Here is a 13,006-nt window from a genome sequence, read left to right as displayed (position 1 = left end):
TTTTAATATCAGCCCTCTTTTTTCAAATTATCCAATTGTCAACTGTTATTTTTCTGAAGATCCCATCTCTTCCCATATAGGAGATACAAGACTGAAATTATCCACATCGAAAAGCCCCATATCAGTAAGTCTCAACGAGGGGATCACCGGGAGAGCTATGAATGAATGGGTTATGAATGGTGCAGGAAGGGTACAGCCGATACTCTTTACTGCCATATGAAGATCGTTCAATCTTTTTTCAACCTCTTCGACAGGAAGAGTGCTTAACAGACCGGCAAACGGAAGTTCAAGCCTGTCAACTACCTTACCATCATTGACAACACAAATACCACCATTCATCTCCCGAATGGTGTTGGCACACAATGCCATGTCTGAATGGTTGTCCCCTGTTACCACAACGTTGTGGCTGTCGTGCCCTATGCTCTGACCGATAGCACCATTTCTGATGCCTATTCCTTTGATAAAACCAAGCCCTATGTTACCTGTCTTTCCATGTCTTTCGATCACAGCAACACTCAGGACATCATTATCACCATCCGGAAGCAACACACCATCAAGGTCTGAATGAAGTATTGCATTCTCTTTTTCCGTAAGGATCTGATCCGGCAGGATCTTTATCACTGAGACTCTGTAATCCTTATCAGGAGTTGCTTTTAGTTGCATGTCAGATGCATCGACCTCTGAGAACCTGACCGTATTAAAAACGAGATCAGGATATTCATAAGATGGAGTGAAGCCATCGACAGGCTTCCCTGCTGCATAGACCGAATCTATGCTGAAGGCATCAAGGTCATCAAGCACAATAAGATCTGCTTTCCTGCCAATTGAAATGGAACCAACAATATCATCAAGATGGTAATGCTTTGCAGTATTGATGCTTGCCATGCAGATCGCATCAATAGGAGAAAGTCCCATTACGATAGCCCTTCTGACTATCACATCCATGTAGCCTTCCATCAGATCAGACGGATGTTTGTCATCAGTGACAAAGAAAACGTTCTCAAGGGACACACCGTCCCTTATAAGTCGTGGAAGAAAACGATCGAGAGATTTCGCAGCCGAACCTTCCCTGATCATAAGCTTCATTCCAAGACGAAGTTTTTCAAGCGCCTCTTCATATTCAATGGATTCGTGGTCTGTTGATATACCGGCTGCCATATAGCCCCACAATTGCTCACCGGCAAGTGCAGGACAGTGGCCATCGACCACGAGCTTGTCTTTTAGTGCAGCCCTAATCATGGATAACTTGTTCTCATCTCCTGACAACACACCGGGATAGTCCATCAGCTCACCAAGACCTACGACATTCTCGTTATCGATCAGGGAATCAATATCATCCGAACTGATGGATGCACCAGACGTTTCAAAAGTGGTTGCAGGAACACATGATGAGATCGCTACAAAAACATTCAAAGGTAGTGACTTCGCTTCTTCAAGCACAAGTTCAATGCCTTTCCTACCAAGGACATTGGCTATCTCATGAGGATCGATCAGCACAGATGTTGTTCCATGTTCCAGAGCCGAGACAGAGAACTGGCTCAAGGTAACCATGCTGGATTCAAAATGAACATGACCATCGATCAGTCCGGGACAGATGTAACGACCACTTACATCGATGAGCTGAGTATCATCACCTTTAAGGCAGGAAACATCGCCGATACCTACAATATAGCCGTCCTTTACTGCAATATCCCTGTCCAATACCTCTTTTGTATTGACATTGACAATATGACCGCCGGTAAAGATTGTGTCTGCTTTAACTTTACCTGTAGCTGCAAATATCCTGTCCCTTATGTCCATGACAGATTTCTTGTATTTACAAAGTATAAGGATATTGCGCCATATGAAGCAGCAAATGGCAGACCTGTTTTGAAGATGACATATGTCCACTTCTCATTTCCAGAACTGTTTGTTCTTGGCATAGTTCCTTTCTGCAGCCATAATATCCCTGTAGAACGCTTCCTCGTCCACACGCATCTTTTCGATGACACGTGAAGCGGTATCAGGACCAATGCCACGGCTTGCAAGAGCTATAACGGCAAGCTTCCCGTTGCCCATCACAATGCCGGCATTTCGATATACCCGCTGAATGCGCTTCACATCTTCCTTTGCAGTTACCTTGTCCTGTTTCCGGACAAGCTTGATCTCTTCCTCTTCCCACGGTTTAAGGGCGGCCACCATTCTGGAATCACATACCGGACACTGGATCTCATCGGGAACGTTCATGACCTTCCTGCGTGACACCCATTTCTTGCAGTGTACACAGAACAATATGATCCGGTCGTGCATGATCCTGTCCTTCAGGGCAAGGACAATCGACCTGTCAGCTTTCTCCGGAGCTACAAGGTCACGCCTCATTGCAAATCCTGCCGAACCAATGGGTGTTGGCATAGGACTCACCAGTATGACCATCTCCTCTGAAGCTATGCGCGAAAGCACATCCCTTGCCTGGTCCACATCCAGCATGTTGTGGAAGATCTCACGCATGACCTCATCATACATGGAAGTGTCCTTGTAGATCTCGAGCAGCTTTTTCATGCTGATGCGATCGTAATCAATGTCCTTGCTCAATGCACCGAACTTGCGTGCCACATGGACCATCTTCCATTTCATCACTGAAGTGTTCTTCAGGGTCATCTCAATGATCGGCTCAATGTGCTCAGGCTGGATCTCATATATCATTTCCTGAATATGCAGGGCCTTCATACGCCTTGGGAACTGCATCCTTATCCTGTAAGGATCGATCTCCTGACTCACGCTGCTGCCAAAGCGTGCAGCAAGAAGGGAAGTAATTACCTTACCGATGGTCTCATTGGTAGTGTGTCCGAAACATGAATTGATTATGATGGCTTCTCCTTCATCCTCAATTACGATCGTATCATTATCAGGAAGTGGACAGCCTTTTGAAATGTGCTCTTTTATGAGATCTATGACAGTAAGGGCACTGTGAATATCAACAGGATATTCTTCCATCAGTGCTTCAGCTATTCTCTCATCATTTTTTCCATCGTGTAGCAGAAACGATATCCTGAACCGAATGCGCCCGACTTCCTGTGCCACTGCGAACGGGACAGGGATCTCCTCGCCCACCCAGCTTGGTATCTCACCCATGGTCTTGACAGGTTCAACTTTTATCCGGTCACGATCGGTATTCATCTCAATGACACGCCACATGTCACCCTTGGTAATGAAAACCGCACCGGGTGATGCAAAATTAACAACAAAAGCCTCATCCAGCATTCCAACAGACCTGCCGGAAACAATATCGTAGATCTCGAACTTCCTTTCATCAGGGATCATTGAAAGATTTTCGTAGTAATATTGCCAGCTCTTCTTTCGCCTGCTTATGGTGTCTGAACCCTCATCACGCCAGACCATCCGGTAATCAGTGACCTGTTCGATGACACGTTCAAGCTGTTCCATGGAAAGGTCCCTGAAAGGATAGGTCCGTCTTAGTATGGAATGGATCTTCTTTATCTCAACATCGCCAAAATCGATCACCATTCCGGAGATCTGGTTTGCCACAACGTCGAGGGAACCACTGTGGGGAATGATATTTTCAACTTTACCCTGTATTGCAGCCTTTGCGATGGCCATGCTTTCCACAATGTCATCGGAACCCATTGCAAGGATCGTACCCCTGGAGACCTCGTGTATCCTGTGCCCGGCACGCCCCACGCGCTGGAGCAGGCGGGAAACCTGTCTCGGGGAACCATACTGGACAACGTGGTCAACTTTACCGATATCAATACCAAGCTCCATGGATGAGGTACATATCAGGCCCTTTATATCGCCTGCCTTGAACGATTCCTCAGCTTCGATACGTGCATCCACTGAAAGCGATCCGTGATGTACCCCTATTGAAGCCTCCAGTATCTTGAAACCCGAGGCAAGGGCTTCTGCGCTTTGTCTTGTATTAACGAAGATCAGAGTTGACAGATGGCTTTCCACGATCTCACGGATACAACGCAGATGGGATGCAAACTCCGGCTCACAGCCGATCTTCCTTCCAAGTTCAACGTCCTCATCAGTAACCTGCGGACTGACCACATTGAATTCCAGCAGGCTTATCATGGAAACCTGTACAACGGATACTTCCCTGCCTGAGCCTACAAGGAATTGCGAGACTACATCAGGGTTGCCCACGGTGGCCGAAAGTCCGACCCTCAGGAACTCACCGGAGATCTCCACAAGCCTCTCAAGCCCCACAGAAAGCTGTGCGCCTCTTTTGGATGATGCAAGTTCATGTATCTCATCCACGACAACGTAACTGACACATTCAAGGTTCTTTCGAAGCCTTGAACCTGTGAACATCGCCTGGAGTGTTTCAGGAGTTGTTATCAGCAGATCAGGAGGGTTCTTGGATTGTTTCTGCCTTTCGTATGGTGAGGTATCCCCATGGCGAACCTGTACGGTTATGCCCAACTCTTTTCCCCATGTCTGGATACGTGTTAGCATATCACGGTTGAGGGCACGCAATGGTGTTATGTAAAGACCAGAAATGCCTGTGCGCCCTTCTTCACTTTTGCGAAGGATATGATCGAACATAGGCAGTACTGCAGACTCGGTCTTTCCAGAACCTGTGGGTGCTATCAGGAATGTATGCTCTCCTGCAAGGATGTGTGGGAAGCACATCTCCTGAGGTTTAGTGGGAGCAGTGAACCCCATTTTTTCAAGGGTCGACTGAATGGCAGGATGAAAATCATCGAACTGGTTGCCAAAGCTCATTTTCCCGCCTCCTTTGACTTCTTTCGCTTTGATCTGCTACTTCTGTTATTCCTGTTGCTTCTGCTTCGATCGGACCGGGTTTCCTCCAGCTTCCTTATATTCTTCAATATTCCAAGATAAGTACCATCCAGCAGATAGATGTCAGAGTTTTCCAGGTCAAGTGCACCGGATGAGAATACCGGTCCCAGAAGGTCATCACGCACGGACTCATTGAAAGCAACCCCGCCACAGAGTTCGTTGAAAGCCGGGACTACTACCACATCAGGGTCAGACCAGCCATCACTTTCCGGAGAGAGGTCTGCACTCTTAAAGTGCCCTGCAAGCACTTCTCTTTCAAACCGTGCCCTTATCCAGACCTGCTCCACCACCGAGTATCCCATAGCATCCGTGAATCGCACTGTCGGATGATTGTGAGCAACAATAACATGATCAGCAGACAGCAGGTCCACCGATGGCCACGTGTGGCCATGGAAATAGCCTACTCCGTCAATAACGTCGCCACGTGCTGAATAAACATTTACATCATTGTCCGGCGGAAGCAGGAACTCGATCCCACCGTCATGATTCCCGGGGAAGATATCAACAATGGCCTTCTCTGCAAGGCTGCCAATAAAATAAGGGATCTCATCACGTTCCTGCCAGGAAACCTGTGGTACGTTGTGTTTGATATCCCCAAGCAGCACGATCCTGTCAGGTTCCTCCTGCTCCACAAGCCCCATGATACGCTCAAGGCGCTGCTCCATCTGGCTGGGTATGGAAAAACCGCTCCGGTAAAGGTCCCATTCTATCCCAAGATGGATATCTGCCAGTACAAGGGCCTTTGTATCACCTGAAACTAAGAGTGCAGGCTCATTGATCACAGGTTCGACAGTTATCGTCATTTTTATTTCTGTCCATCCTTGCTTAAGGTATCTACCTTTTCCTGTAACTCCTTCACCATGGACTGCATCTCACGCATTTCATCGTGCATCTGCACAAGGCGGTTATACATAGGGCTTCTGTCATCCTTTACAGCCTGTTCCTGTGAGAACTTCTGCTTGCTAGGGAAAATATAGACATATGCAAGCCACATTCCTATGAAAGCTACTATGAACATTGCTGACAGGAAGAAATAATATTCAGGGAATATGGTTCTTGCAAACGAATCACCTGAACTGTAATACTGAAGACGGGTGATCATCACAAAGTTCAGGATGGAGAACAGGAACATGGTCTCACCTACCAGGATCAGGATGCCTCCAAGGCGGGTTGATGTTGTCCTCTGTTTAGGAATTAGTCGTTCAAGCATATCGTCGTCTCATTTAAGAATTTATCAGATAGTTGGCCTCAGGTTTCAAGCAATTACACTTATAGTTACTGAATTGAATATTGTATAAAAGTCATTTCCTATACCAATTTCAAGGTAATTTCCCGAATAGGAGGTTCATAGATCTACATGGACATCGCCGACAGCCAGCGTGAGCCCATTGATAATTCTGTTCTTCTTTGAGCTCATTGTAATGGATAATTCATGATAGAAAAATTTTAAAGCTACCAAACCTGTGTAGTATTGATAGCGAATTATAGATTAATGCCTTCTGGCAAATAGGAGTAGTAACATCGATAGACACAAAATAAAAGCTGCATTCTGATCAAGACTTTCATCCTCTGCAGGAGTATCATCAACCTCTGTTTTTCCGGTTATATCATCGGAGCTTTCACCCACTATCGCAAAAGGTGAAAAACCAGAAGTTTCTGCTTCAAAGCTCACATCGCTGCTGCTCTCATTGATCTTCTTTGTTGAAAGGGGTACCCACAGGTCCTGATCATAGCGATACATCATTACAGAGCTATCAGATATCTGGTTCTCTTCAAGCCAGGATCGGTCTACCCGGAATCCAATAACTGCATCCTTCATATTGCTCTCAGTGCTATAACCGGGTTTACCCAACCAGATATTCACATCTTTGTAGACAATACCGGGAGGAGGTGATGAAACGAGAAGAGATGTCTGCTTAAGGACTTCAATTGTTGCTACAACATTGCCGGCATTTGTGAGAGATTCGTAGTTGATGTACATAATGGGATTTTCAGGCTTATCGAACTGATAGGAAACCTGAGAACCAAGATACACAGACCGGCTGGATTTCTCTATGATCTCAAATTCCTCATAGGATCCGCTTGTGGTGCTAATTCCGCCAGCTCCATAATCATCCTTGTCACTGGTCTTAGATTTAGTAGATGAAGCTGTATCAGATACGATAGTAACTGATCCATTAACAACATCTATCGGTATGATCTGCCCTTGAGTATCACTAACTACAACATTAGAGAGTTCCAGAGAACTTATACCTGATACATTGCCAGCCTTCATATGGATGACAACAAAATCTTCCGGTTCTGTAACGCTTGTCTTGTCCAATATCAGGCCATACACAGAATCAATTCTCCCATTTGAGCTTTCGATCTGACCTGGATTGAACCAGACAAGAGCACCATCCTGCCTTAAGAATTCACCTTCTGAGACCTGAACAACCTTGACAAGTTCACTGTCATAAGACAAGTCGAACTGGATACCAGCAACCGGACGGTCCGGATCCAAATAGAAACTCACAGCAAAGTTCTGCCCTTCCTCTACTGATTGAGAGGTGGGTATGATGCTGATGGTCGTACTGGCACTGGCAATTCCACTAAGGCAAGTAATAGTAAACAAAGAAAAAAATAGTAAGGAATAAAATTTACTTTTTCCAGAGATGAAAATATACTTTTCCATCGGGACACCTTACCATTATCAGTCCATATGCGACAGTACCAACATCATATCAAGGACATTTACAATATTATCCTGATTTACATCCCATAGAGGATAAGGATATGAGGTGGTTTCATCGAAATGCTGTTCAACTAGACCATAATCACCAAAGTCAACCACATTATCCTGGTTTATATCAAAGATCAGGACTGAGATCACTGTATTTGTTAATTCGAGATCTACAGAATTACCTTCTGGATCACTGATTATAACATCTTTCAGGACTAACTCTGATCTTCCATTTGCCTGTTCAGTTGCTGTTAACGTGATGATAGCAAAAGTTGCTGGTGTTGCGACATCTGAAGCACCGAGAATGCAACCATATGCGTCATTTAGTAAACCTGAATTTACAGAACCTGAAACAAAAAATGTATCCATACCACTTTGCTTGAACAAGCTTCCTTCACTCACATCTGATACCTGGAACTGAGAACTATCAAAAAGCAGATCGAACTGGATTCCTGCAATATCAACATCAGGAGAAACAAAGATTTCGACTGTGAAAGTTTCACCCGGTGCAATGGTCTGTGATGATGGCTTTAAAGTTACATCTGAAGCAGCTGCAGAAACGTTAGTTAGACCTACCAGCAATGTGATTATAGTTGCTACTATCAAGATCTTTTTTATGCTAGACATGTTTTTTCCTTTATTTTGAAATGCATTTGATGAGTTGCGCTGACTTGATTCTAATCACCAAAATTCAAAATCCCCATATTCCAAATGGTACTGGTGCTATAAATACATTGTGAAAAAAACAAAAAAGTCATTACAATCATTATTATGAGACATTTATACCTGACCTATATAATAACAATGAATAAAAATTATAAAAAATATAAAGAGATGCAACTGGAAACTGGGAATCTTTCCATGATGCTCCTGATACCAAAACAACTGTAGACATAACAGATCCGTAGTTCACCATTGATATATTCCCAACTCCTTCAAGTGGATCAATATTAGTAACCTTCAAAGCAGAAGAAGCATTGAGAGATATTAACTGCTTAATAGCACCAAATGACCAGAATTTCCAATACCAGAAAGTCGGTATTGATATGTCCTCTGATGATGGAATTGACTGGTTTGGTATCTCACACCTGAAACTGACAAAAGCCACAAAGTAGAAGTCACAACTACCGACCTTGCCTACAACTACAAGACTATAATAGGTCAATTCTATGTAGATACATCATTAGATGATCTAAGAGTGGAACTTTCTGAAAAAGAAACAAATGGCGACATAGAAATAAGAGTGATAGCTTCTGTTGCATTAAGATATGAAACACAAATCAGGGTTAGAAGAGATGATACATACATAATGCTATCCGGTCCAGAGATCGAAGATAATGTATACACATACCAAACAGAGATTAATAATAGTATAACAAATGGAACAGCTTTTGTGTATGTTACTGTTTATACAGTAGAATCAGAAAGGTTAACCCTATCCGACGATTACATTATTGATCGTGATGAACAGTAAGCTTAAAAACTCTAAGTCTATTTTAATTAAACCAATATTATCGAATTCATATATTTTGACTTCAGAATCGTCCCCTTATTAAAATACTTATATTCCCAAAAACTAATATAACACCAATCAACTATAGAATTGGAGAAGTAAGTTAAAAGTAATTTGACGCACACGGCATATTCAATTAGAACAATATTAAACAGAAATGAATAAATCTCCGCTGAACTAACTTGAACATAATCGAGATTTACAAACCTGATCATTGCCTACTATGATCTTTGCTATTATCATAAACTGAAAGGTTATTTCATGGTTATTAAAGTATTAGAATCGTTAACTCCTCCATCCTCTTTATCAATCTATAAATTATGGAATAAGAACGATGCTCTTATTTTTTTGATTGATCTGGAAATGGATGAACAATTAGAGTTATCAGATCTAAGCAGCGATGAAAAAGAATATCTAAACACACTAAAAACAAATTATTTTAGAAAAAGGTTCATTGCATCTCGGTCGTTCCTGAAATTTATTCTTTAGCATATCCTTAAAAAAAGATCATCATTAGACGTATCCCTCTATCGAAATAATACGGGGCGTGTGTGCGTACACAAACATGACGATATTTATATCTGCATCTCATACACCGACAGTCTTGCTGCTATTTCAATATCAAAAACGAAAACAGGAATTGATATTGAGTACATCAGACCAATAGTTTTAGAGAATGTTTCGAAATTTTTGCGGAATACAAAATCTAAAAGAGATATGCTTCAAAAAGATAATGTTGATACGCTAAAAAATTGGACATTGAGAGAAGCATATTGTAAACTGACAGATCAGAGTATGCTAGCATGTTTGAATAAAGAAATTGACCTCAATGATATCGATCATCAAGAGCTTGTTATAAATAACAGATATGTACTATCTGTCGCTTTTGCTTCAAAAAATAACAAGATCAATATATGCTATCTCCAAAAGAGTATTCCCCTTTAAATGGCGAAACTACTCCTAAAGTATATATAATTTTTAGATATCAAATAGATAAATTTGGATAAATAACTACCTAATTGAAATATTAGAGATAAATCATTGGCAGATAGAAGAAATTGTTTGCCATAAGAACATCTTATATACGATTGAAGTTATTTTGTTTATGGGGAAGTAGTTCAAACAGCTATGAAGCATAGAGTATTCCTTATGCTTATACTACATGGCTTTGTTGAATCAATGTTGCATTATTATGCAATTTAAATAATAAATAATTTGAGTGGGTTGACAAACATGGAAGAAATTAAAGAAGATATAATGGCATATTTGCAAAATAAATCGTTTATGGACAGTGGTACACAATTAAATGATGATGATTCTTTAACAATGAAAGGAATCATCGATTCAATTGGATTGATCGAATTTATAGATTTTATTTGTGAAAAATATTCCATAGAGATTCCTGAAGAACTATTAACTCCTGAAAATTTTGATTCCATCAGTGGAATTGTAAATGTTATCCAAAAATTAACAAAGTGATGCCATGAGAATTGATGAATATATTGCAAAACATGCTAAAGAAACTCCTCAAAAAACTGCACTGGAAGAGAAAGACAAATCAATTTCTTATAGTCTTCTTGATGAAGCTATAAACGCTATAACAGCAGAAATAGATGATTTCAATCATTGCAAATTTGCGATCTTTGCCGAATCAGGTATAGAATATATTCAGGCCCTAATGGCAGTCTACCGATCGGATAATATCGCCGTACCTCTCCCGGTGGAACTGACAGAATCCAATATAAGACAGATACTAGATAGCAACCAGATAAATAGTATTATTGTCACAGATCAGCAATATTCGAGATTTGGAAATGCTTTCTTTGAAGGATTCACTACTGTGATCTATATTTCAAAGGATTCCTCTGTGAAGACTTTACGTAAAGAGATCATTCGTGAGAATAATAATGATTTATTAAGGCTCGTAATGTACACATCCGGGACTACAGGAGCTCCAAAAGGTGTCATGCTGAGTGATGAAAATCTAATAACAAATGCAAATTCCATAATAGAGGTATTGAGCATAACACCAAAAGACAAAGCTGCACAAGTAATATCTCCACACCATGCTTTTGGAAATTCGATCATTAATTCCCAGTTGGTTGCAGGAGGATCTATCAAAATCGGCGGTCTTACTTTCCTCGAATCAACCTTTAAACTTGTAGAATCGGGAGTAACTATATTTTATGGAGTTCCAAGCACTTATCGTATTCTTCTCAAATATCCTTCTAGCTTCCAGAGATCATTCAGGAACGTCAGACTTGCTGCATCTGCAGGCGGTGCTATGGAAGTAGAAATTGTAGAAAAGATCAAGCAGTTGAATGACAGGATAGAGATAATCCCAATGTATGGACAAACAGAAGCAACAGCAAGACTTTCCTATCTTCCATCAGCAGACCTGGAAAAATACCCTGATACAATAGGTAAACCGATTCCAGGAGTTGAACTTGATGTAGTTGATGATAGTAAAAAACCAGTTGCATCCGGTATTACAGGAGAATTAATTGCCAGAGGGAAAAACATACTGATAGGCTACCTTAACGATGAGGAAGCTACCCGCAAAAAAATAGTAAATGATTGGATGTATACCGGCGATCTGGCACAAAAGTTACCAAATGGTTACTTTAAGTTGTTAGGTCGCAAGGATGACCTGATCAAAGTTGCTGATCATCGTGTAAATCCAAGAGAAGTGGAAAAATATATTGGCAAAAATAATGAAGTTTCAGATGTATTCGTCGTCCCAGTTGATCATGAGTACCTGGGAAATGCCATCAGCCTGATGGTAATTCCAACTCAGGATACAGAAGTTGAAACATTATATACATTTTGTAGGAAGAATTTGCCTGGCTTCCTGTGTCCACTGGAAATAATTCTTATCGAGAACTTGCCACTAAGTAAAAGTGGAAAAATATCTAACAGGTCTATAATAGAGGAGTATCAAAATGTCAAAGCTAACATGTAAGAAATGTATTTTAGATTCAGACATTCCTGGTATAACAATAAACGAGGAAAGTGGCCTTTGCCAGTTCTGTGAGAACTACACACCCATGTCTTCAGAAGAAAAGAAGAAATATTTGGGAATTATAGAAGACCTGCTTAAAGAACGCAGCGGAAAAGGAGAATATGATGTTATTTTTGCACTTTCCGGCGGAAAAGACTCTTCATATGGACTCTATAAACTTAAAAAAGAGTACCCATTCCTGAATATCCTTGCAGTTCAATTTGATAATGCCTTCATTTCAGACACTGCTGTTGCTAATGCAAAAAAGATGTGTGAGATCGTGGGCTGCGATTATTTTAAGCTGACCATGGAAGAAAAACTACTTTGTGATACATTTCGAAAAGCAGCTGAATCTACCAACGCATACTCAAAATTTGCCAGATATCGAGCCAGTGACATCTGCAACACATGCATTAGCATCATCAAGCAGAAATTGGTAGAACAGGCAATTATTCATAAAGCACCATTCATTGTTTTTGCATTTACATCCGGACAAGCCCCTAATCCTATAATTGACCTCCAAGTCAATTTCATAAAATGGTCCCGAGATATTTTTGAGAAGCAGCTTCAAAATATCGGTGTAGATGACAAGGATGAGAGTTTCCTTTTAAAAAATGAGATCATAAAAAGCATAAACAAAGACACCACTCCAATTATGTTACACCCAATGTGCCTCTGGGATTACAATGAAGATAAGATAGTGGAGACACTGATAGACCTCGGATGGATGCCTCCAAAGATCAATGACAGTAATTCAACAAACTGCCTTTTAAATGCATTTGCCTGTCAGAATCATATCAATAAATATGACATCCATCCATACGCTTTCGACATAGCAGGCCTTGTGAGAAGCGGGGATATGACCCGGGAAGAAGGATTGGAGAAATTGCATAAAGAATTGTCAGAGCCATTGATAGAAATGGCTGCAAAGAAACTTGAAATGGACCTGGAATAAACTTCCATA

11 protein-coding genes are annotated in these 13,006 nt (G+C 41.3%); 5 read left to right on the top strand and 6 right to left on the bottom strand.

The features are described 5' to 3' along the window. Nucleotides 1-45: 45 nt before the first annotated feature. From ade to BMX02_RS08960, 6 genes are all read right to left on the bottom strand, one after another. Entirely contained in the window at nucleotides 46-1,800 is a 1,755-nt protein-coding gene (ade, locus tag BMX02_RS08985) for an adenine deaminase (protein ID WP_091690360.1), read from the bottom strand. A 93-nt stretch (nucleotides 1,801-1,893) separates the two neighbouring features. Then, nucleotides 1,894-4,728 carry a DEAD/DEAH box helicase gene (locus tag BMX02_RS08980; protein WP_091690359.1) on the bottom strand — a complete coding sequence of 945 codons (2,835 nt, stop codon included), beginning with the start codon at nucleotides 4,726-4,728 and terminating at the stop codon, nucleotides 1,894-1,896. Continuing rightward, entirely contained in the window at nucleotides 4,725-5,609 is an 885-nt protein-coding gene (locus tag BMX02_RS08975; RefSeq protein ID WP_091690358.1) for a metallophosphoesterase, read from the bottom strand. The genes BMX02_RS08980 and BMX02_RS08975 overlap by 4 nt, the downstream gene beginning before the upstream one ends. Before the next feature lie 2 nt (nucleotides 5,610-5,611). After that, a complete protein-coding gene (locus BMX02_RS08970; protein ID WP_091690357.1) occupies nucleotides 5,612-6,016 on the bottom strand; it encodes a hypothetical protein in 405 nt (134 codons plus the stop codon). Between the two features lie 279 nt (nucleotides 6,017-6,295). Further along, entirely contained in the window at nucleotides 6,296-7,420 is a 1,125-nt protein-coding gene (locus BMX02_RS08965) for a PGF-pre-PGF domain-containing protein (RefSeq protein ID WP_167879326.1), read from the bottom strand. Nucleotides 7,421-7,498: 78 nt separating this feature from the next. Next, nucleotides 7,499-8,155: a cohesin domain-containing protein gene (locus BMX02_RS08960; RefSeq protein WP_091690355.1), complete on the bottom strand. Its 657-nt coding sequence runs from the start codon at nucleotides 8,153-8,155 to the stop codon at nucleotides 7,499-7,501. A gap of 350 nt (nucleotides 8,156-8,505) precedes the next feature. Between BMX02_RS08960 and BMX02_RS11930 the strand changes: the two genes are divergently transcribed. The 5 genes from BMX02_RS11930 to BMX02_RS08930 all read left to right on the top strand — a co-directional run bounded on the left by BMX02_RS11930 (nucleotide 8,506) and on the right by BMX02_RS08930 (nucleotide 12,997). Continuing rightward, nucleotides 8,506-8,643: a hypothetical protein gene (locus tag BMX02_RS11930; protein ID WP_167879325.1), complete on the top strand. Its 138-nt coding sequence runs from the start codon at nucleotides 8,506-8,508 to the stop codon at nucleotides 8,641-8,643. Between the two features lie 83 nt (nucleotides 8,644-8,726). After that, the gene (locus tag BMX02_RS08955; protein WP_091690354.1) at nucleotides 8,727-9,002 is read left to right on the top strand and encodes a hypothetical protein; all 276 of its coding nucleotides are present in this window, start codon (nucleotides 8,727-8,729) and stop codon (nucleotides 9,000-9,002) included. Nucleotides 9,003-10,274: 1,272 nt separating this feature from the next. Then, a complete protein-coding gene (locus BMX02_RS08940; protein ID WP_091690351.1) occupies nucleotides 10,275-10,520 on the top strand; it encodes an acyl carrier protein in 246 nt (81 codons plus the stop codon). A gap of 4 nt (nucleotides 10,521-10,524) precedes the next feature. Then, entirely contained in the window at nucleotides 10,525-12,003 is a 1,479-nt protein-coding gene (locus BMX02_RS08935; protein ID WP_091690350.1) for a class I adenylate-forming enzyme family protein, read from the top strand. Further along, on the top strand, nucleotides 11,984-12,997 hold the full coding sequence (locus BMX02_RS08930) for an adenine nucleotide alpha hydrolase family protein (RefSeq protein WP_091690349.1): 1,014 nt from the start codon (nucleotides 11,984-11,986) through the stop codon (nucleotides 12,995-12,997). The genes BMX02_RS08935 and BMX02_RS08930 overlap by 20 nt, the downstream gene beginning before the upstream one ends. The last annotated feature ends 9 nt before the right edge of the window (nucleotides 12,998-13,006 follow it).

The sequence above is a fragment of the Methanococcoides vulcani genome, assembly GCF_900111645.1.
Classification (GTDB): Archaea; Halobacteriota; Methanosarcinia; order Methanosarcinales; family Methanosarcinaceae; genus Methanococcoides; species Methanococcoides vulcani.
This window is presented reverse-complemented; position numbering and strand designations above follow the sequence as displayed.